This window comes from Actinomyces bowdenii (assembly GCF_017592395.1).
GTDB classification, from domain to species: domain Bacteria; phylum Actinomycetota; class Actinomycetes; order Actinomycetales; family Actinomycetaceae; genus Actinomyces; species Actinomyces bowdenii.
On record NZ_JAGFOU010000013.1, the window covers coordinates 55432 to 76162 of the forward strand.

The 20731-nt window shown below is 69.2% G+C and carries 17 protein-coding genes; 1 reads left to right on the plus strand and 16 read right to left on the minus strand.

The annotated features are described in order from the left end of the window. Positions 1-556: 556 nt before the first annotated feature. The 6 genes from J5X07_RS07280 to guaA all read right to left on the minus strand — a co-directional run bounded on the left by J5X07_RS07280 (position 557) and on the right by guaA (position 7504). On the minus strand, positions 557-1333 hold the full coding sequence (locus J5X07_RS07280) for an alpha/beta hydrolase family protein (RefSeq protein ID WP_208479180.1): 777 nt from the start codon (positions 1331-1333) through the stop codon (positions 557-559). A gap of 139 nt (positions 1334-1472) precedes the next feature. Then, a complete protein-coding gene (locus J5X07_RS07285; protein WP_341769430.1) occupies positions 1473-2501 on the minus strand; it encodes an aldo/keto reductase in 1029 nt (342 codons plus the stop codon). 75 nt (positions 2502-2576) lie between these two features. Next, positions 2577-3599, minus strand: coding sequence for an alpha/beta hydrolase family protein (locus J5X07_RS12975; protein ID WP_208479183.1), 1023 nt, complete (start codon positions 3597-3599; stop codon positions 2577-2579). Between the two features lie 2 nt (positions 3600-3601). Next, positions 3602-4300, minus strand: a complete 699-nt coding sequence (locus J5X07_RS07295; RefSeq protein WP_208479185.1) for a DUF4230 domain-containing protein — start codon at positions 4298-4300, stop codon at positions 3602-3604. Further along, entirely contained in the window at positions 4300-5565 is a 1266-nt protein-coding gene (locus J5X07_RS07300) for an ATP-binding protein (RefSeq protein ID WP_244924896.1), read from the minus strand. The genes J5X07_RS07295 and J5X07_RS07300 overlap by 1 nt, the downstream gene beginning before the upstream one ends. 346 nt (positions 5566-5911) lie before the next feature. Next, positions 5912-7504: a glutamine-hydrolyzing GMP synthase gene (gene guaA / locus J5X07_RS07305; protein WP_208479229.1), complete on the minus strand. Its 1593-nt coding sequence runs from the start codon at positions 7502-7504 to the stop codon at positions 5912-5914. Positions 7505-7821: 317 nt separating this feature from the next. On the opposite strand from guaA, the gene J5X07_RS07310 reads away from it, so the two are divergent. Then, positions 7822-8106, plus strand: coding sequence for a hypothetical protein (locus tag J5X07_RS07310; protein ID WP_208479187.1), 285 nt, complete (start codon positions 7822-7824; stop codon positions 8104-8106). 98 nt (positions 8107-8204) lie between these two features. Here J5X07_RS07310 and J5X07_RS07315 read toward each other — a convergent pair whose 3' ends face one another. The 10 genes from J5X07_RS07315 to J5X07_RS07360 form a co-directional block, all read right to left on the minus strand. Continuing rightward, positions 8205-9350, minus strand: a complete 1146-nt coding sequence (locus J5X07_RS07315; RefSeq protein ID WP_208479189.1) for a zinc-binding dehydrogenase — start codon at positions 9348-9350, stop codon at positions 8205-8207. Between the two features lie 187 nt (positions 9351-9537). Beyond that, positions 9538-10899: an MFS transporter gene (locus J5X07_RS07320; protein WP_208479190.1), complete on the minus strand. Its 1362-nt coding sequence runs from the start codon at positions 10897-10899 to the stop codon at positions 9538-9540. 124 nt (positions 10900-11023) lie between these two features. Further along, the gene (locus J5X07_RS07325; protein ID WP_208479192.1) at positions 11024-12604 is read right to left on the minus strand and encodes an MFS transporter; all 1581 of its coding nucleotides are present in this window, start codon (positions 12602-12604) and stop codon (positions 11024-11026) included. A gap of 216 nt (positions 12605-12820) precedes the next feature. Next, positions 12821-13693: a sugar phosphate isomerase/epimerase family protein gene (locus J5X07_RS07330; protein ID WP_208479194.1), complete on the minus strand. Its 873-nt coding sequence runs from the start codon at positions 13691-13693 to the stop codon at positions 12821-12823. A 154-nt stretch (positions 13694-13847) separates the two neighbouring features. Next, positions 13848-14855, minus strand: a complete 1008-nt coding sequence (locus J5X07_RS07335) for a Gfo/Idh/MocA family protein (protein WP_208479196.1) — start codon at positions 14853-14855, stop codon at positions 13848-13850. Positions 14856-14955: 100 nt separating this feature from the next. Next, a complete protein-coding gene (locus J5X07_RS07340; RefSeq protein WP_208479198.1) occupies positions 14956-15888 on the minus strand; it encodes a sugar phosphate isomerase/epimerase family protein in 933 nt (310 codons plus the stop codon). 233 nt (positions 15889-16121) lie between these two features. Further along, positions 16122-17615: a CoA-acylating methylmalonate-semialdehyde dehydrogenase gene (locus J5X07_RS07345; RefSeq protein ID WP_208479231.1), complete on the minus strand. Its 1494-nt coding sequence runs from the start codon at positions 17613-17615 to the stop codon at positions 16122-16124. 244 nt (positions 17616-17859) lie between these two features. Then, entirely contained in the window at positions 17860-18252 is a 393-nt protein-coding gene (locus J5X07_RS13480) for a YbaB/EbfC family nucleoid-associated protein (RefSeq protein ID WP_424924101.1), read from the minus strand. Positions 18253-18982: 730 nt separating this feature from the next. Further along, the gene (locus J5X07_RS07355; RefSeq protein WP_243896574.1) at positions 18983-20374 is read right to left on the minus strand and encodes a C2 family cysteine protease; all 1392 of its coding nucleotides are present in this window, start codon (positions 20372-20374) and stop codon (positions 18983-18985) included. Continuing rightward, positions 20371-20670, minus strand: coding sequence for a hypothetical protein (locus J5X07_RS07360; RefSeq protein WP_208479201.1), 300 nt, complete (start codon positions 20668-20670; stop codon positions 20371-20373). Before J5X07_RS07360 ends, J5X07_RS07355 begins: the two co-directional genes overlap by 4 nt. Positions 20671-20731: the final 61 nt, after the last annotated feature.

Genomic DNA, 20731 nt, shown 5'->3' on the forward strand with positions numbered 1-20731 from the left:
GGCGGGGGCCGTCCTGGCCGCGTACGTGGCTCCTGGAGCAGGAGCCGGCCGCGACCGTCCCCGTGCCGGCGAGGACGAGCCGTGTGCCGCGAGCGGGGAGTCAGGAGAGCGGGGGCATCCCTCGGGCACCGGCGCACCGGGCATGGATCGGCGAGTGCCCGAGATGGTCAGCAGGCCATCGGGCCTGCCACTGCCGGAGCGCCGCCCCTGCCCGCCGTCATCCGCTCAGCGGCGGGTGGGCATTCGCTCCGCTCCACTGGAGCAACAGGGACACCCGCAGCAGGCCACGATCATCTCGACCCGGGCTGCCTGGGGCAGGGCGGGCAAGGCACTGAGCGCGGTGGGAAGCGGTGTCATCAGGCTTCTCTCGTGGGTGGGACCGCCGGACGAATTGTTCCGGCACGCACAGGTTACGCAGGAGGTCCCCCTGAGCCGCACACCGGTCTCACTATCCAGAACGCCGCCCGGCCCACCTGGGCGAGCACGGAGGCTCCGCCCTGCCCCGTGCCCCGCCAATGCGCCTCACCGGGCCCCGAGCCGGACCACCGGATGGGGCTCACCCCTCCAGGACGCCGTTCCAGGCCAGGAAGCCGGTGGTCGCCGTCATCGCGCGCTCCCAGTTGGCGTCGCCGAAGCCGTGGGCGGCGCCGGGGATGGTGACGACCTCGGCGTCGGGCAGCGCGCCAGCAGCCCGCAGGGAGACCGACAGCGGCACGGCACGGTCCTGGTCGCCGTGGACCAGGAGCACCGGGCGCCGGTAGGAGGCCAGCTCGGCGTCGACGTCCAGGCCCCAGGCATCACGCGCATACGCGCGCCCCAGGCGGCTGCCCCGGTAGTCGAACTCGGCCGGGACGGCCTCCAGGCTGCGGAAGTGGGCCCGCAGGTCACGGGCCAGCCCCAGAGCCGGGTACCACAGTGCCAGTGCGCTGATCTGCTGGGGGCGCCGGGCGGCCGCGAGCGCGGCCACTGCCCCGCCCAGGCTGAGGCCGAAGAGGGCCACACGGGAGGCATCCACCTCCGGCCATGCACTGGCCGCGGCGAGCACGGCATCCAGGTCGGCCAGCTCGGTGAGCACGGACATGGCCAGGGGATCGCCGTCGCTGGCGCTGCCTCCCCCGCCGCGGAAGTCGAGGCACACCGCCACGGCCCCGCCAGCGGCGAAGCGCCGGGCCATGGGGGCGACCCGGGTGTGGGAGCCCTCCATGCCGTGGCAGCAGATGACCAGCGGCGCAGGGCCGGCGGGGGCGCCGTCGGGGATGTAGGCCAGGCCGCCGAGGCGCTGGCCGTCCACAGTGAGGGCCAGGGGCCGGGAGGTGCAGGGGGAGGCTGTCATGGCACCGGTACCATGCCACAACGCGGCGCCGGCACGCATCTCCCGCCCCCGGCGGACGCCCTCACCGAGCTGTGCGGCGGTCAGCGGCCCCAGCGGGCGCCCAGCGAGCCGGAGCGCGGCCCACCCGTCGGGACCGCGGTCACCGCGGTCGTGGGATGAGCCCGACGAGCTCGTGAGGGGTGTAGGGCTCCTCCAGGAAGGCCTGCTCCTGCGGGCTCAGCTCCAGGCTCAGGGCGCGCACGGCACCATCGACCCGGCTGGGGCGCGAGCAGCCCACGATCGGCGCCGACACGCCCTTGGCCCAGTGCCAGGCCAGGGCGATATCGGCCATGGGCACCCCGCGCCGGCGGGCCAGCTCGGCGACGCGCTGGACGATCGGCATGTCCGCCTCGCGCCCGGCATCGTACTTGTGCCGCATGACGCCGTCGGTGGTCGAGCGCACGGACTCGCCGTCCCAGGTGGGGCGGGTCAGGTGCCCGGAGGCCAGTGGGCTGTAGGGGGTCAGGGACATGCCGAACTGCTCGCACACGGGGATGAGCTCGCGCTCGTCCTCCCGGTAGAGCAGGTTGTAGTGGTTCTGCATGCTGGCCAGGCGCGTCCAGCCGTTGGCATCGGCGATCACCTGCATGGTGTGCAGCTGGTAGCCGTACATGGCCGATGCCCCCAGCGCCCGGACCTTGCCTGCCCGCACGAGGGAGTCGAGGGCCTCCATGGTCTCCTCCACCGGGGTGTCGTAGTCGAAGCGGTGGATGATGTAGAGGTCCAGGTAGTCGGTTCCCAGGCGCTCCAGGCTCCCCTCGATCTCCCTCGCGATGGCCTGCCGGGACAGTCCGCCCTCATTGAAGTAGACCTTGGAGGCCAGGATCACCTCCTCGCGCTTGACGCCGAGTCCCCTCAGGGCCGCACCGATGAACTCCTCGCTCGTGCCGCGGGCGTAGGCATTGGCGGTATCGATGAAGGTGACGCCGAGCTCCAGGGCCCGGGCGATGACAGCCCGGGTCTCCTCCGGGCCGATGACCCACTGGTGGGAGTCGGGGAGGACTCTCCCGAAGCTCATCCCGCCGAGGCACAGGCGGGGGATGGTGATATCGGTGGTGCCGAGCCTCGTGTACTCCATGGCGGCCTCCTGGTGGTCCTTCTCGTCGCGCCGCTCCTCAGCCTGGCACACCTCGGAGGGCCGGGCACGGGAACGGGGCGCAGCGCTCGCGGGACGGTCTTGGGAATCTGGCGGGCGGCACCGCCGTCAGGCCGCGATGAGGCCGAGGCGCTGGAGGTGGGCGATGGTGCTGCCCGTGGCCAGGTCCCAGTCGGTTCCGGAGAAGCCGTGACCCGCCTCCGGCAGGACGACGAGCTCGGCGTCGGGGAAGGTCCGCACGGCCCGCTGCGAGTGGCCCAGGGGCACCGAGCCGTCCTTGGCGCCGTGGACGATGAGCACCGGTGAGGGGTAGCCCGGCATGTCGGCGTAGGGGTCGTAGTCCCAGATGTCCTCGGCGTAGACGCGCCCCAGGCTGACCCTGCCGAAGGTGTAGGTCTCGGGGACCTCGTCCAGGGACCCGAAGAGGGATCGGAGGGTGTCGGGCAGGGAGAAGGCGGGGTACCACAGCTCCAGGGCCATGACCTCCCCGGGGCGGCGCTGGGCGACGATGGCGCTGACCAGTCCCCCTTGGCTCACCCCGTGAAGGACGATGCGCTGGGGGTCGATGCCCTGCCAGGGCCCGGCGCCGCTGCGGGCCTGGGCGAGGACCGCCTCAAGGTCGGCGGCCTCGGTCATGACGGACATGCGGGTCATCTCGCCCGAGCCCGGGCCGCCGCCGCGGAAGGAGGTGCAGTAGGAGGCCAGGCCCAGACCCGCCAGCACCTGGGCGAGGCGGTCATGGTCTCCCATGGCGCCGCCGAGCCCGTGGGAGATGATGACCAGCGGGCAGGGCCGCCCCGCCGAGGTCGCGGGCAGGTAGAGGCGGCCGGCCAGGGACTCGCCCTGGCTGTCCACGGCCAGGTCATGCCCCCGGTACTCCACAGTGGGCAGGGCGCTGGTGTCCAGGGCGGTGGGCTCCCTGGTGGGCAGGTCGGAGGAGGTGGGCCTCGGAGTGCCGGGGGACGCGGGTGGCCCCGCCGTCCCGGGTGCCCCGGTGGTGGCGAGCGGGACCGGGGTGCGGGAGGCGCCGCAGGCGGTCAGGAGCGCTGCGGCGCCCAGGGCCCCCAGACCGCCGACGACGGCGCGGCGGGAGGCGGCAGCGCTGAGGCCGCCGGAGTCGTGATGCGTCACGGCTATTGGACGACAGGGGCGTCGTCATGGACGAACTCGATCGTGTAGCCTTGCGAAGAGGTGGTCAGGGGGTGGAGAAGGCCCTCGATGACGTCCTCGGCCTGCTGGTCGGCTGTGACCACAAGGGTGTCATCGTCCAGATTCTTGGAGATATCCGCCTCCGCCTCCGTGATGGCGGCAGCAACGTCCTCCTCATTGCTGCTGATCAATGTGAAACTCTTGTCGTACATGACGATGGAGCTGGGGTCGATCGCGATCTGCTGCACCGTGGCCTTGGGGATCTCCACCGTGATCCGTTTATCCTTCACGGTAACGTCGACCTCCGTCAGATCGACGCCGACCCGGACATTGGCGGAGTAGATCATGTTGAAGGTCTTCTTGTTGATCAGGGGAATGCTGCCGTCCTCATAGTGCACCACACCGGCGTGGGTGACCTTGACCGTGGTCAACTCGGAGCAGGTGGAGATCTGCTGCTCAATCCCGTGTGCGGTGATGACCGGGTCGCCCCAGTTCGCGTAGGTCACACCTGCAGCGAACCCGCCACCCACCAGAACCAGGGCTCCAGCACCCGCGCCGATCTTCTTCACCACGCCCATCACGCTCATGATTGCCTCGCCATCCTTTGACACGTTGTCTTCTTGTCCCTTATCGCGCAGCCTATCCGTGGAGCGGTCCTGCGACATGATGATATCGCTCGCCATCAGGGCCCCAGGCAGGCCAGGGGAATGACCAGGACACCATCATCACGCCTGTAGGCGGCGGCACCCGCGGTGAGGACTGCCAAGAAGGAGGGCTCTCCCATCCGATCGACGTCGACCCGCTGAGCCAATGAGCGCAGGTGACGGGCAGCCTCGTCAACCCGGGCCTCGCCCATCTTGACCTCGATGGGCGCCCAGCGTCCATCAGCGAGCACAACAACCGCATCGGCCTCCAGCCCAGTCTTATCCCGGTAGTGGAAGACCGTCCCATCCGCAGCCTCAGCGTAGACCCGCAGGTCCCTGACGCATAAGGACTCGAACTGCAGACCGAGGGTCTCGACATCGCGCAGGAGACCGGCGGGCGTCGCACGCATGACAGCCAGGCCGATAGAAGGATCGACGAAGTGACGTGTGGGGCTGGTGCGCACTGCGGTCTTCGAGCGGAGCGCCGGATTCCACGCGGGGAGATCCTCGATGACATAGGAGCGCGCCAGGGCATCCAGGTAGTCACTCACCGTGTTCGGCGCCATCGAGGCATCATTGCTCGCCAGATCAGCCGCGATCGTAGCCTGAGACGCCTGGGTGGAGACGTTGCGGGCATAGGAGCGCATCAACTCCCTCATCCGGGTAGCGTTCCTGCGGACTCCATCCATACGGGACACATCGGAATCGATCAGTCCATCAACATAGGCCCTTGCCTGGCGCCCAGCCTCGTCGCCCCCCTCGTTCAGCACCGCAGTGGGCCATCCGCCGCGGCACAGCACACGGGCGAGGCCCTCAACATCGAGCGCGGACAACCCCGCCACCCCATGCTCGCCGTCGAAGAGCCCCTGCAGCGAGACTTGAGACGAAGAGTCTCCCGCCTCCGCAAGCGTCATGGTCCGCATGACAAGCCGTTCGATCCGCCCCACGCCGGAGTGTGCCCCTTCCACGCCCGGTATGGAGGAGCCAGTGAGGATGAACTGGCCGGGTTCTCCCCGGCGGTCGACGGCGAAGCGCACCGCATCCCACAGCTGCGGGGCCATCTGCCACTCGTCGATGAGCCGGGGAGTCTCTCCCTCAAGGAGTACGGAGGGCTTCATCTCCGCGAGCGACAGGTAGGAGGCACTACGGTCCGGATCCTGGAGGTAGATGACGCTGGCGGCGGCCTGCAGCGACGTTGACGTCTTGCCGCACCACTTAGGGCCCTTGACCTGAACGGCACCACTTGCCCTCAGGGCGCGAGAGAGCCCGGAGTCCGCGATCCGCGGTATGTAGTTTCCAGGCACCCCGCCCCTCCCTTGCATGTGAGACCAGGGGAATCCTATCTCATTGCGTCAGTTGGACCGGTTCCGTTGCGTCAGTTGGACCGGTTCCGTTGCGTCAGTTGGACCGGTTCCGTTGCGTCAGTTGGACCGGTTCCGTTGCGTCACTTGGACCGGGCCCGGGCCGTCCTGCCCCCCGGGAGCCGGCCGCGGGGCGCTGAGGAGAGGGCAGGCGGCAGTCCTGGAGGTCCTTGCGCCGCACCTGGCACAGGCTGTTTCGCACCTGCGCAGGTCAGAGCCAATGAGGCCGGCAGCCCAGCGCGGCCTTGGCACCGGGGACCATCCCAGCGGGACCTGGCTCCCCCGCGATTCACTCCCACTCGATGGTGCCCGGGGGCTTGGACGTGCAGTCCAGGACCACCCGGTTGACCTCGGGGACGGTGTTGGTGATCCGGTTGGAGATGCGGGCCAGGACCTCGTAGGGCAGGCGGGTCCAGTCGGCGGTCATGGCGTCCTCGCTGCTCACCGGCCGCAGCACGATGGGGTGGCCGTAGGTGCGGCCGTCGCCCTGGACGCCCACGGAGCGCACGTCGGCCAGGAGCACCACCGGGCACTGCCAGATCTCGCCGTCGAGCCCCGCCGCGCTCAGCTCCTCGCGGGCGATCGCGTCGGCGGCCCGCAGGATGCGCAGGTTCTCCGCCGTGACCTCGCCGATGACGCGGATGCCCAGGCCCGGCCCGGGGAAGGGCTGGCGGGCGACGATCCTGGCCGGCACCCCCAGCTCGCGCCCAATGGTGCGCACCTCGTCCTTGAACAGCTCGCGCAGCGGCTCGATGAGCTCGAAGTCGAGGTCCTCGGGCAGGCCGCCCACATTGTGATGGCTCTTGATGTTGGCGGTCCCCTCCCCACCGCCGGACTCCACGACGTCGGGGTAGAGGGTGCCCTGGACCAGGAACCTGATCTGCCCGCCGGCGGCGCCCACCTCCTCGATCACCCGGCGCTGGGCGGCCTCGAAGGAGCGGATGAACTCCCGGCCGATGATCTTGCGCTTGGCCTCGGGCTCGGTGACCCCGGCCAGGGCGCTCAGGAAGCGCTCGGACTCGTCCACCGCGATGACGCGGATTCCCATGCCCTCGGCGTAGTCGCGGACCACCTGCTCGCGCTCGCCCTCGCGCAGCAGGCCGTGGTCCACGAAGATGCAGGTGAGCTGGTCGCCCACGGCCCTGTGCACCAGGGCCGCGGCCACCGAGGAGTCCACTCCTCCGCTCAGGCCGCAGATGACGTGGGCATCGCCCACCTGCTGGCGGATGCGCGCCACCTGCTCCTCGATGATGTTGCCCGGCGTCCAGGCGGCGGGGATGCCGGCCTCATGGTGCAGGAAGTTGACCAGGGCGGACTGGCCGTGCTCGGAGTGGAGGACCTCGGGGTGCCACTGGAGCCCGTAGAGGCGGCGGCCGCGGTCCTCGAAGGCGGCCACCGGGGTCTGGTCGGTCGCGGCGGTGACCACGAAGCCCTCGGGGGCGGCCTGGACGGCGTCGCCGTGGCTCATCCACACCACCTGGTCTGCGGGCGTTCCCGCGAACAGGCAGCTGGCGGACTCCACCGTGGCAGGGGTGTGGCCGTACTCGCGGGTGCCGGTGCGCCCCACCGTCCCGCCCAGGGCCTGGGCCATGGCCTGGAATCCGTAGCAGATGCCCAGGACCGGCACTCCGGCGTCGAACAGTGCGGGGTCCACGGCCGGCGCCCCCTCGGCGTAGACCGAGGAGGGGCCGCCCGAGAGGATGATGGCTGCCGGCCTCTTGGCGAGCATGTCCTCCACCGGCATCGAGTGGGGCACGATCTCGGAGTAGACGGAGGCCTCGCGCACGCGGCGCGCGATGAGCTGGGCGTACTGGGCCCCGAAGTCCACCACGAGGACGGGCCCGACGCCGGGGCCCGCCTCGGATGCGGCGGAGGGCGGCACGGCGACGGGGTCGGCGGGGGCGGGGATCTGGCTGGTGGTCACCGCCCCAGGATAGCGGTGGTGGGCGCCCGAGCCCCGGCGCCCGTCCCTGATCTGCCCCACACCGCCCCGCCCGGGGCTCCGGGCCTGGCGGGGCGCAAGGCAGATCACCCTCTTTTGTCTGGACAAAGAACCCACGGTGTCTCTAGAGTCGCTTCCCGGCGGAGACTCCTCCGCCCAGCCGCATCATGGCTGCACGCCGTCGTGCAGGGACGCACAACGGCCACCCCGGCCCCTGGGCTTCCCTGCTCGGCACTCGAACCGAGAGGAATCCAGCCATGGCCACCGCTATCGCCCAGACCACCGAGCAGACCGCCGCGCAGACCACTGAGCAGTCCCAGGCCCCCGCCCCGGCCGCCCGCCGGGCCGTCGCCCCTCAGGCCGAGGCCGATCTCCTGACCTTCAGCGTGGTCATGATCGCCCTGATGACCGCGGTTGTCACCATGGCCGCCGTCGGCGCCATCACCGGGATCCCCGCGATGATCCTGGCCTCAGTGGTCCTGGGCCTGGCCACCACCGGGATCGGCGTCCACACCGGCATCAACCTCCTCCACCGCCGCTGACCCCCTCCTTTCGACAATTTGCATGAGATCGTACTTCTCCAGGCCTGGAAAACGCCGATCTCATGCAAATTGTCGAAAGTGACGGGAAGCGGTGGCGTTCAGAGGGCCATGTCGACCACGGCCCGGCCCTGGATCTCGCGCCCGCGCAGGGCCGCGTAGCCGGCGTCCACCTCCTGCAGCGGCAGGCGGCGCGAGACGACGTCGCGGTAGTTGATGACCCCGCTGGCCGCCAGCTCCACCACGGCGGGCAGGTCCTGGCGGGTGCGCGCCCCGTAGGAGCCCAGGATCGACTGGGAGCGGCGCACGGTGCGATTGATCTCCACCCCGGCGGTCTGCACCCCGGCCCCCAGGCCGATGGGCACCATGCGCCCGCCGTCGGCCAGGACATCCAGGGCGGTGGTCCAGGTCGCGGGGATGCCCAGGGCCTCGAAGGAGACATCCACCCCCCGGCCGCCGGTGAGCCGGAAGACCTCCTCGCGGGCATCGTGGGTGACGGAGTTGACCACGGCGGTGGCACCGTAGTCGAGCATGGGTGCGAGCTTGTCATCGTCGACGTCGATGGCGATGACCTGACTGGCGCCGAAGGCCCGGGCGACCTGGACGATATTCGTCCCCACTCCCCCCGTGGCCACCACTGCCACGCTCTCCCCGAAGCGCAGGTCGGCACCGCGGCGCACGGCGCCGTAGGCGGTCAGGGCGGCGCAGCCCAGGATGGCGGCACTCACCATGTCGATGCTCTCGGGCACGGGGGCGACCGCGGTGGAGGGCACGACGGCGTACTGGGCCAGCCCGCCCATGGAGTACATGGCCACCGGCTCGCCCTCGGGCGTGGCCAGTCGCGTGGTGCCGTCATAGAGGACTCCCTTGAGGCGGTTGAGCTCGAAGAAGGGGCCGCACAGCTCGTCGCGGCCGCTGGCGCAGGCCCCGCACTGACCGCAGGGCATGAGGAAGGCGCCCGCCACCTGCTGGCCCACCTCCAGGCCGGTGCGCTCATTGCCCGGCCCCACCTCCACGATGGTGCCCGAGACCTCGTGCCCCAGGACGGCGGGCAGGGGGAAGGCGATGGCGCCACCCATGACATGCAGGTCGGAGTGGCACAGGCCGCAGGCGGCCACCTTGATGAGGACCTCACCCGCCTTGGGGCGCGGGGTGCGCAGGGCCTCGATCTGGAGGCCCCTGGCGGGGTCCCGCAGGACTGCGGCCATCATGGTCTCGGGGATCTGGACTGCCTCGTTGCTCGTCATGGTCGATTGCCTCTCGGTCGGTGGGGTGGGTGCCGCGGTGCAGCAGGCGCGCAGGCCATGGGTGCGCCATCGCGGGCCCGCCTGCGGGCACGGATCGTGCTCTTCACCCCAGCCTATGCCATTTGTCCTGACAAAAAGAGGGGCTGAAGGTCCCTTCCCGGCTCCGGGGCGCCACTGTGCCACTGCGTCATGGCGCGCCGAGCTCGCGGGGCAGGCGCGCCATGACCACGACCGCCGAGGCCACGGCCAGGGCGAAGAAGACCCAGGCCATCGCCTCCGGGCCGCCGCGCTCCAGGACCGCCAAGGGGACCGCGAGCGCCGGGATGCGCACCACCGAGCCGCCCACGGCCACCATGCGGCGCTGGGCCCCCACCAGCCACGGGGGCACGCGGGGATCCACCGCCCCCTGGCAGGCCGGGATCACCAGCGCGTGCTGGGCGCCCACGATGACCACCAGGGGGATGACCGTGAGCCAGAGCGCGGCCCTCCCGTGCGCCGCCGCGGAGGCCAGCAGGAGCGTGGAGGCGATGGCTGCCAGGCTCACCCCCAGCGCGACGGCGATGAAGCGCCGTCGCGTGACGATCCCGCCCAGGGCCAGGGCCAGCAGCCCCACCACGATCCACCCCACGGCGCCGGCGAGCACCGGACCGCCCGCTCCGCCCAGCCCCAGGGCGATCGTCGGGGCCAGGATCATCGCCGAGGCGCCCAGTGGCGCCTCCTGGGCCAGGACCAGCACCACTGCGGCGCAGGCGGTCCGCCTGATCCGTCCGATGCGCAGGTCGGCGGGCGTCAGGGGCTGCTGATCGGCGGCCATGCCCGCCTCATGGCGCGCCCAGTCGATGGCGACTGCGGCCTCCAGGGTGCCGTGGAGGCCGCGAAGGGCCGCGAAGGCCTCGACGTCCCGCCCCCGGCCCACCAGCCACACGGGGCTGCGCGGCAGCGCCAGAACTGCGCCCTGGTGGACCAGGGCCACCACGGCCAGGCACAGCCAGGCCCCCACCACGGGCCGGGCCTGCCACATGGCCCCCAGCACCCCCAGGGCCGCCCCCACCGGGACCAGGGCGAGCGCCTGGGGCATGAGGCGGCGATGACCGGGCAGGGAGAGCTCATGGCAGACCTGCGGCGCCACCAGGAGCAGCAGACCCGAGCCCAGGCCCACCAGGACGGCACCGGCGAGCACCGCGCCGGGCCCATCGCCGAGCGCCCCCGTGAGCACCGCGCCCCCGGCGCGCTCAACACCGGCGGCGCCACCCGCGACCAGGGCGATGACCACCGCCCCGGAGATGATGAGCAGGTCCGCCACGGCCCCCGTCATCCGCCCGCCGAAGCGGCGGGCGGGCCGGCCCCCGCCCGCGGAGGCCAGCGCCGCCGCCCCGCACATGATCATGACCATGGCCAGGGCGGCCGTGGGCCGGGACGCCGGAGCGCCTCCACCCGCTCCCGCGGCCAGCGTGACCGCCAGGGCGCCATCCGCCGCCCCCAGGAGCAGGCCGCTCAACCAGGCGTACAGGCGCAGCCGCACAGGGCTGCGCGGCCGGGGGCGGCTCATGCCGATCCCGCCCCTGGCGGCAGCAGGGCGCGCGGGACCTGCGCGCGCGAGCGCCCCACCGCGCCGCCGCTCCATGGCAGTGCCGGGCGGGTGCGCGATCCGCACCCGCCCGGCCCGTGAGCGCTCAGCTGTACTCCTTCTCGAAGCGCGCCTCCAGCTCCTCCAAGGAGTGGTACTTCGTCTCAGGCACCACCTTGAGGTAGAACAGCAGCGACCCGACATTGATGAGGCAGAAGATGAGGTAGGTCAGCGATCCGCCCAGCGACTCCATCATGATGGGGAAGAGCCAGGCGACGAAGGCGTTGGCGATCCACAGCGCCCCCACCGCCAGGCCCATGGCGGTGCCGCGGATCTTGTTGGGGAAGATCTCGGCCACCAGCACCCAGGTGACGGTGCCGGACTGCTTGGCGAAGACGAAGAGGCTGACGATGACGAGCACCAGGATCGGCGCGTAGGAGGCGGCCCCGACGATATCGCCGTCGGCGTTCTGGAAGGGCTCGATGAGGAAGTAGAAGACCGCGGCCAGCAGGCCCAGGGAGATGACGATCGAGGTCTCCTGGTAGATGCCCACATGACGGCGGGCGAACCTGGTCACCAGCCACAGGCCGACGGCCGAGCCGATGAAGGACACCCCTCCGGAGATGACGTTGAGGGAGATCGCATCGCTCATGGGAAGGCCGGCCGCGGACAGGATCTTGGGCGTGTAGTACATGGCGGTGTTGATGCCGGTGAGCTGATCGGCGATGCCGAGCACGATGCCGATGAGCAGCAGGTGGCGGGTCCATCTGGCACCGAGGATCTGCTGCAGGTTCCACTTCTCCTGGTTGGCCTCCTTGCGCTGGTTCTCCACGATCTCCTCGAGCTCGTCGATGAGCGGGCCGTCACGATCCTCGTTGCGGATGCGCTTGAGCGCGCCGATGGCCTCGGGCAGGCGCTCATTGGCCACGTACCAGCGGGAGGACTCCGGCATGAGCCGGATGCCGATCCACAGGGCGATGGCGGGCAGGGAGGCGATGACCAGCATGTAGCGCCAGGTCATGCCATTACCGCCATCGACCGCCAGAGCACCGCTGGAGACCTGGTTGGCCACGGCATGGGTCCACTCCAGGGTCTTGCCGCCGGAGTCGATGTGGGGGCCGCCGTTCATGCGGGCCAGGACCGCGTTCATGGAGAAGGCCACGAACTGGCCGAAGACGATCATCATCTGGTCCACGGCCACCAGGGTGCCGCGGATGCGCTTGGGGGCGGTCTCCCCCAGGAAGACGGGCACGGTCACCGAGGCGCCGCCGACGGCGAAGCCCAGGATCACCCGGAACACGTAGAGGACCCACACATTGGGGGCCAGGGTGCAGCCGATCGCCCCGACGAAGAAGACGATGGCGAGCAGGCTGATGTTGTGGCGCCGCCCATACATGTCGGACAGTCTGCCTCCCACCGAGGCGCCGACCGCCGCGCCCAGGGCGAGCAGCGCTCCGATCCAGCCCTCCTCGGCCGTGGTCAGCGCCAGCCCGTGGGCATCGGTGGGCAGGTACATGTAGGGCAGGGCGCCGGAGATGACTCCGGTGTCGTAGCCGAAGAGCAGGGATCCGAGGCAGGCGACGAAGGCGATGAGGCCCAGTGAGCGCCTTTTGCCCGAGGCCGGGGTGGCCTCGACCAGCGCTCGGATATCCCGTGGCGCGTCGTGCGCCTGAGAGTTGTGCGGCATGGGGGACTCCTTGAGAGGGGTGCCTTTTCCTGGCGGTGTGGTGAGAGCTGCTGCTGGAGCAGCAGGGGTCGGTGGTTGGTGGCGGGCTCAAGAGCCTTGAGCCTCACTGAGGGCCAGTGGCGCCGGAGCCGCGGCCGCGGTCTGCAGCGGCCCCGGTGCCGGTTCGGCGGATCGAGGGCGGGCGCCCGTGGAGGCACGGGCGGGGCCGCGCGCCGCTCAGGCGGCGAGCTCCTCGGTGATGCGGGCGAGCATGCGCCTGTTGATCTCGTCGGCATGCTCATGCCAGCCGAAGACGCACACTGAGACCACCCCGTCGAAGGAGATGTCCCGCAGGGTGGAGAAGACGGCCTCCCAGGCCACCTCCCCCTGCCCGATCTCATTGTGCTGGTGGACGGTGACGTCGGCGCCGGGCGGGTTGATGATGTAGCGGTTGCCGTCGTTGGCGCGGTGGTTGTAGCCATCGGCCATGTGGACCTCGCGCAGCTTTCCGGCCTCGTGGGCGGTGCGGATCATGCGCTCGACGTCGCCGGCGCCGTCGGAGAGGTGGAAGGCGTGCGGGCAGCAGAACTCGTAGCCGATCCAGTCCTTGTTGATGGCGCGCACCAGGCGCAGGGCCTCATCGTGCAGCTCGACGAAGTCGTAGGGGTGGGCCTCCATGTTGAGCCTGATGCCGTAGCGCTCGAAGTCGGGGATCAGCTCCTCCATGGAGCGGAACCACTGCTCCTGGCTGCGGCGGGCCCGGTTGCGATCACCGGAGAACTCCGAGGTGATCTCGCGCACGTCCAGCTGATCGGCCAGCTCCAGCAGCCGCCGCCAGTTGGACACCTGGGCCGTGCGCTCCTCCTCCACCGGCGAGGACCAGTTGAACACGGGGTTGAGGGTGCGCACGCGCACCCCGGTGTCCTTCTGCGCCTGGTTGAGCTCGGCGACGAAGGCGTCGTCGGCGGCAGGGCGGTGGTGCCACAGGTGGAAGTCGGCATTGGGCGAGAGCTCCACATAGTCGAAGCCGAGCTCGGCGGCCTTATGGAGGGTGCGGACCGTGGGCATGGTCCGGTAGTACATATTGGGGTCGAGTGCGATATCAACCATCAGCTGGTCCTCCTCATCACCGACGACGGTGTCGATGATGCCTATCTTGTCATGGCAAAGTCGGGTTGGGGGCGGTGGCCGCGGGATCGGATCGCGCCTGCGGCGCCCCCCTGGGGCGGGCCGCCGCGAGGCGGTCCGCCCCTCCGGGGCTGGCTCAGGCGTAGAGAGCGGGCATGGAGGTCATGGCGACCTCGACCTCGCGGCCTCCCTTCTCCAGTGACTCCAGGGCCGCGTCGACCACGCAGGTGGCGGCATAGCCGTCCCAGGAGGTGGAGCCGGTGTGCTCGTCGCGCTCGACGGCACGGATCCACTGCTGGACCTCCTGGTTGAAGGCGCTGTGGAAGCGGTCGATATGGCTGCGGCAGATGGGGTGGCGGTCGCCGGCGGCATCGCGGGTGATGGTCGTGTTCTGATCGCCCAGGCGGATGGTGCCGGCCTCCATGACCAGCTCGCACTCGATGGAGTAGCCGAACTGGATATTGACGTTGATCTCGTCGTCGATGAGCACGCCCGAGGCGGTCCTGGCCACGAGCACCAGGGGGTCGCGCAGGTGCTCGAAGCGGCGGGAGGTCGAGCGCGGGGCATCGACCCGCACCGAGACGATCTCCTCATCCAGCAGGTAGCGGCAGATGTCGATCTCGTGGATCGCAGTGTCGTCGATCATGTTGCGGGTGGTGTAGCCCTCCGGCACCGAGGGATTGCGGTGCCGGCAGTGGACGAGCGTGGCGCAGCCGAGCTCGCCGCCCTCCAGCGCGGCGCGCATCTGCTGGTAGCCGGCGTCGAAGCGGCGCATGAAGCCCACGGTGACCAGCTTCTTGCCCGCCCTCTGCTCGGCCTCCATGATGGCGATGCAGTCCTCGGGGGTGGTGGCCAGGGGCTTCTCGCACAGGACGTGCTTGCCCGCCTCGATCGCGGCGATGACGTCGGGGGCGTGGACCTTGCCGAAGGTGGCGATGAGGACGGCGTCGACGTCGGGGTCGGCGATGAGCTCGGCGCCACTGCCATAGGCCTTGGCCCCCAGGGGCTCGGCGACCTCCTTGGCGCCATCGAGGTTGAGGTCGGCGACAGCGGCGATGCGACCGCCCGCCAGCTCGTTCTCGATGCGCTCGACGTGGGCGCGGCCCATGCCGCCGGCGCCGATGAGGCCAATACGGATTGTCATGCTCTTCTCCTCGCTGAGAAAGTCAGTGTGCTATCGATGGGTCAGGGGCGGGCGCGCCGCTGGACGGCAGCGCCGAGGATCCGGAGGGATCCAACGGGGGTCAGGCCAGCCCCAGGCCGCACTCGGCCAGGTACTTGCGCATGTTGATGGCGTTCTGCTTGGGGAAGGACGGGTCGCAGGGGTAGCAGTCCTGCTCGCAGATCGCGTAGATCGGCTTGTCCAGGGCGGCCAGGGCGTCGACGAACTCGTGCATCTCGGGCAGGCCGGCGGGCGGGCAGACCGAGGCGCCCTTGGTCACGGCCTCGCCGAAGGGCCAGTCCTTCTCGTGGGCCTCGCGGGTGATGCCCTCGTCGAAGGCCTTGATGTGGACGTAGGTGATGCGCTCGGGGTACTTCCTGCACAGCTCGACCGGGTCGCCGCCCCCGTAGACGGCGTGGCCGGAGTCGAGGCACAGGTTGACGTAGGCCGGATCGGTGGCATCGAGGATGCGGGAGATCTCCTCGGGCGTCTCGATGTGGGAGTCGCCGTGCGGGTGCAGGACCATCTTGAGGCCGTACTCGTCCAGGAGCATCTGGCCCAGGGCGTTGGCGTGCTCGACGTAGAGCCGCCAGGCATCATCGGACAGCACGCGGTCATCGGTCCACTCCCAGGTCTTGTCGTCCCGGTAGAGCGGGGGCAGGTGGACGATGTACTCGGCGCCGACGGCGGCGTGGGTCTCGGCGATGGCGCGGAAGGTCTTCAGTGTGGTCTGCCAGGCCTCCTGCTTGTGCAGGATGCCCCAGCCGGTGCCCGCGACCACGCGCATGCCGAACTCGTCGCACCACCTCTGGAGCTCCTTGGGGTCGGTCGGGAAGTAGCCGAAGGGCCCGGTCTCGATCACCTCGAAACCGGCCTCCGCCATCTCCTCCCAGGCCTGGCGGGGGTCCATCTGCTTGGGGTCCTCGGGGAACCAGACCCCCCACTGGTCGGGGCAGACGCCGATGGTGAGATTGGAGTACTTGGGGTCGTTGGTGTTGACAGCCTTGGACGTCATCGTCGCTCCTGAGTCGCCGTGCCGCGGGCCGTTCCGCAGCACCTCGGTTGTAGGCCGAGCCTACTCCGACGCGGACAGGATATCCAGACTTTGTTCTGACAAATAGGTCTGATGTTCAGGCGCCTCCACGACCAGCGCACCCCCGACTTTCGACGATTTGCATGAGATCGTACTTCTCCAGCGCTGGAGAAGTACGATCTCATGCAAATCGTCGAAAGTCGGGGCGGGAGGGCCTACTCCTCCCGCTGGAAGGACATGGTCGCGGCGTAGGTCTTCTCCGAGGGCCAGCGGCTGGTGACGGCCTTGGCCCGGGTGTAGAAGCGCACGCCCTCGGGGCCGTGGATGTGGGTGTCGCCCAGGAGGGACTCCTTCCACCCGCCGAAGGAGTAGTAGGCCACCGGGGTGGGGATGGGCACGTTGATACCCACCATCCCGGCCTCGACGTCGAGCTCGAAGCGGCGGGCCACCCCGCCGTCGTTGGTGAAGATCGCCGCGCCGTTGCCGAAGGGGGAGGAGTTGACGATCCGGATGGCCTCGTCGTAGGTGCCGGCGTGCACGATGGACAGGACCGGCCCGAAGACCTCCTGGCTGTAGAGCTCGGAGTCCAGGGGCACGTTGTCCACGATGGTGGGGCCCAGGAAGTGGCCGTTCTCATGGCCGGGGATCACCAGGCCGCGGCCATCGAGGACGACCTCGCCGCCCTTGGACTCGCCCTCGTTGATGAGGCCGATGATGAACTCCTTGGACTTCGCATCGATGACCGGTCCCATCTCCACCCCCTCGTCCATGCCGTAGCCGACCTTGATCCTCTCGGCGTGGGACTTGACCCGGCGGGCCAGGTCGGGCCCGCAGCCGCCGACGGCCACGACCACCGGCAGGGCCATGCAGCGCTCACCGGCGGCCCCGAAGGCGGCGGCGCAGATGTGCTGGGCGGCGAAGTCCAGATCGGAGTCGGGCATGACGATGGCGTGGTTGTTGGCCCCGCCCAGGGCCTGAACACGCTTGCCGTGGGCCACGCCGGTGTCCTGGATGATGTGGGCCACCGGGGTGGAGCCCACGAAGGAGATCGCATCGATACCGGGGTGCTTGAGGATCCCCGAGACCATGTCGCGGTTGCCCGAGACGACGTTGAACACGCCGTCGGGCAGGCCCGCCTCCTTGTAGAGCTCGGCGGTCAGCAGGGCCGCCGAGGGGGTGGCCGAGGCGGGCTTGAGGATGAAGGCGTTGCCGGTGGCGATGGCCACCGGGTGCATCCACATGGGCACCATGGCCGGGAAGTTGAAGGGGCAGATGCCCGCGACCACGCCCACCGGCTGGCGCAGGGTGTGGATGTCGACGCCGCTGGAGATGTCGTAGGAGTGCTCCCCCTTGAGGGCCAGGTTGATGGCGGTGGAGAAGTCGAGGGTCTCACGGCCGCGCTGGATCTCCCCGATGGCGTCGGAGTAGTTCTTGCCGTGCTCGGCCACGATCATGCGGGCCATCTCGTCCTGGTGGGCCAGGACGAGCTCGCGCATGCGGAACATGATGGCGGTGCGCTTGGCCAGGGAGTACGCCGCCCACTCCTTCTGGGCCCGGGCGGCCACCTCGACAGCGTGGTCGAGGTCGGCGTCGGAGGCCTGGAGGAGCTCGGCCTCCACCTCGCCGGTGCCGGGGTTCTCGACGGCGAAGCGCCCGACCGGGCTGCCCTCGTAGTACTGGCCGTCGATCCAATGGGAGATCGTCTTCATCGTCATCGAATCCTCCGAAATGTTACGGGTGCCTGTCACCCGGAGGGCCGTCCAGGCGCCAACGGGACCGCACCGCCCTTGGCGCCCCACGATCCACTCGGGGAGCGCCGGTCTCTGACAACTCCCACCCTAGTCCCACACAGGACCGATTGTCAGCACAATTCGATGAGCGAGGCTGGACCCCGCTCGCTGGACGGTCGGCACCACTGCGGCTATCACTGCGGGAACAGAGGAGGAGAGGGCTTCAGCCGGGTCGTGGAGGCCGATCACCCCCGACCGCTTGCCGCACGCGCCCGGTGAGTTCCGACTCGGGTCCCCATACCGCGGCCGCCGCCTCGACGAAACCGCGCCCCGCCTGCACCTGAGCCTCGGCGATGCACGACAGGATACTGGAGGCCAGGGCATCGGGACTCCCCAGCATGGCGAAGGCCTGGATCCTCAGAGCAGTGACCCGCCCCGCCACGTCGACGGTCACGCTCACGGCGCCATCGCGAGAGTGCGAGGTCCGCCGCAGCGAGCTCAGCTGCCTGGCGAGACGTGCCGCCTCCTGCACTCTCTCCTCGGCCTCAGCGATATGCGCACCGATTCTTGCACCTGCCTCATCCGCCCCGATGGACACCGCGTAGTCTTCACCCATCAGACCCTCACATCCCGATCCGGGGGCTCGCCGAGATAGCGACACCCCTTGCTCCTCGATCAGCCCGGACGGCTGATCATCCTGGGTTCAGCGCAATCCGCCACCCGGGCCAAGACTTCCCTCCAAACCGTTCGCAATATATTCCACAGAACCCAGCACACCCACGCCACCTGATTCTGCGAGCAATACTTGTTCCATCAGGGCGTGGTGCGCCAAGAAGAACTACGACGGCTCCAGAGAGGGCGATCCCCCCTCACTCGGATCCACCCGAGGGTCGTACGGGATCACACCAGGATCATATACGATCCGCACATCATAACCTCGACCGCCCGCCTCGCTCACAGGAATAAGCGGAGGCGGATTGACACCAATAAGTGTCACGGTACCGAACCCCTCAATGTGAGCACTCTCCCCCAACCGCAACTCATACGCCCGCCTCTCCCCAGTATAGCGGTCCTCCCATTGCACCGTCCCCACCCATTCATGATTCCGGGAGTACAACGGCCCCGCGACCAGCCTTCCCGTTTCAGTGCCCGGAGCAAGAACCGACCCATGCAGATTCGCACTATCGGCATCCTCCAGCTCAGGAGGAACCGGCACACTCGTCCTCCACGGCCGCGTCCACCATAGATACCCGCAACCACAGGCCACCACGAGCAGCACAACAACCACAAGAATAAGAAGGCGCCTCATCGTCGCACACCACCCTCAACGCAACCCGCCAGCACCATCACCCTCCAATATCTGTGACCGCGAAGTACTTCTCGTAGTCCTGCCTGCTGATCCTGATTAGCCCGTCCGGTCGATCGCCACTCGGAGCGGAGTAACCCGGCGCCGTATCGTTAATGCCCCACGGATTGCGCAGCGTGACATACTCCTCATCAATGGCGACGACCGTATAAGCATGATTGTCCTTGCCATCATTACCATCGTACTCGCCACCCACAATCCGATAGTCCCCCGCCTGGTCGCCCGCATCGATACGACCATTATCATTGGTGTCAGCCACCGCCCTGACCGCATCGCCTCCCGAGAAGTCCCCACCACTTGTCGCAGCAGCCACCGGCTTACCCTCCTCCAGTGCACGCTCAATCTCATCCCATTCATCCTGGGCGTACTTGTGGTCATCCCCCCACAACGACCACCCTTTAGTCTCGATGCGCTTGGCCCTCTGCCCAGAGATATCCTCCATCGCATCGCGAGCATGCCCACCACTCAGGTTGTAATCCTTGACATATATGCCATAAGCCCTCTCATAGACGTGAATGAGACTTGGTGCCCCCACCACTCCATCACCGTAGTAGTCGCGCACCTCCACCTGAACAGGCCTACCATTGTCGTAGAAAGTCACAACGAAGGCGCCTTTAGTCTCATCCCAGGTCACATTGTCCCGCATGAGCCGCTGCCCGTCCTCGGTCAGGGCGAAGGCCTGCAGAGCGGCCAGGAAATAGCAGTCGCCGATCCCGCCCTGCCGAGCAGGATCCCACGTCGCCGACCCATCCGCCTGCCGTTTGATCCGCTCAATATCCGACGGGCTGAGCTCCACTTTCTTCTTGGTCTTCTCATCGGCTCTCCTCCAGAACATCCACCATGGGGGCTGCCCATCGCCGGATCCCGCGCTGGAATCCGCGTCGGGACCCGCCATGATTCCAGCCAGGGCCCCCGCGGCGTTCGCCGCCGCGAGACGGATCTCCATGAGCACGTTGAGATAGGCTCGGGATATGGCCGCCAGTGCGGCCGCACCGGCAACAGCACCCACAGGATCTCCCACGCAGGAGAGCACAACCGCAGAGGCCTGCTCACGCAGCGCCAGCACCGCATCCTTACCCCGGGCCAGGACCTCCGAGTACTCCTCCAGAACCCCGGCCCCCGCCTCAAGCGCTGCGGCCGCCCCGTCCAGGCCGACTTCCAACTCACCGGCACGGGCGACGAAGGCCTGAGCGGCCATTCCGTCCCATGAGGGTACCGCGGTGCGCGCCCGACCCGAGAGCTCGGCCGCCTCACCGGCCTGCTTCGCAGCTGCACGCCACGAATCAGCCACCAGCATGATGCCCCCGGGATGACCTGGGATATCGCCGATCAGCCCTGCTGCCACACCAGCTGCAGCACCAACCCCGCTCATCGCAGACCCTCCTGCCCGGCCAAGGCACGGGCGCCGGATGCGGCCTGCTCGTCAGCGCCGATGAGTGCGTGCACCGCTCCTGATAGCGCCGCAGCGGTATTCAATGCCCCGCTCGCCCCTGCTTGCAGCGCCTGGTGGCCACCAGCACTGAATGCACCGGCAGCGCCAGCCAGCGCGCTATCGCCGAACACACCGGCACTACCGGAATCCAGTCGCACACCTTCCAGAGTGTCAGCCGCAGCGCTCACCATGACGCTCGCAGCCTCAATCTCATCGATCACCAGGGCCACAGACATACTGCCTCCTCGTACCGGCTGCACGCAGCCCGTGCAACCGGGGCCAGCCTATCTGCTGCCG

Excerpts from the sequence above, each read along its gene's own strand:
- J5X07_RS07280 (WP_208479180.1), bottom strand. The coding sequence starts at position 1,333 with ATGACAGCCTCCCCCTGCACCTCCCGGCCCCTGGCCCTCACTGTGGAC.
- J5X07_RS07295 (WP_208479185.1), bottom strand. The coding sequence starts at position 4,300 with ATGGCGAGCGATATCATCATGTCGCAGGACCGCTCCACGGATAGGCTG.
- J5X07_RS07310 (WP_208479187.1), top strand. The coding sequence starts at position 7,822 with ATGGCCACCGCTATCGCCCAGACCACCGAGCAGACCGCCGCGCAGACC.
- J5X07_RS07315 (WP_208479189.1), bottom strand. The coding sequence starts at position 9,350 with ATGACGAGCAACGAGGCAGTCCAGATCCCCGAGACCATGATGGCCGCA.
- J5X07_RS07320 (WP_208479190.1), bottom strand. The coding sequence starts at position 10,899 with ATGAGCCGCCCCCGGCCGCGCAGCCCTGTGCGGCTGCGCCTGTACGCC.
- J5X07_RS07325 (WP_208479192.1), bottom strand. The coding sequence starts at position 12,604 with ATGCCGCACAACTCTCAGGCGCACGACGCGCCACGGGATATCCGAGCG.
- J5X07_RS07330 (WP_208479194.1), bottom strand. The coding sequence starts at position 13,693 with ATGGTTGATATCGCACTCGACCCCAATATGTACTACCGGACCATGCCC.
- J5X07_RS07335 (WP_208479196.1), bottom strand. The coding sequence starts at position 14,855 with ATGACAATCCGTATTGGCCTCATCGGCGCCGGCGGCATGGGCCGCGCC.
- J5X07_RS07340 (WP_208479198.1), bottom strand. The coding sequence starts at position 15,888 with ATGACGTCCAAGGCTGTCAACACCAACGACCCCAAGTACTCCAATCTC.
- J5X07_RS07345 (WP_208479231.1), bottom strand. The coding sequence starts at position 17,615 with ATGAAGACGATCTCCCATTGGATCGACGGCCAGTACTACGAGGGCAGC.
- J5X07_RS13480 (WP_424924101.1), bottom strand. The coding sequence starts at position 18,252 with ATGGGTGAAGACTACGCGGTGTCCATCGGGGCGGATGAGGCAGGTGCA.
- J5X07_RS07355 (WP_243896574.1), bottom strand. The coding sequence starts at position 20,374 with ATGAGCGGGGTTGGTGCTGCAGCTGGTGTGGCAGCAGGGCTGATCGGC.
- J5X07_RS07360 (WP_208479201.1), bottom strand. The coding sequence starts at position 20,670 with ATGTCTGTGGCCCTGGTGATCGATGAGATTGAGGCTGCGAGCGTCATG.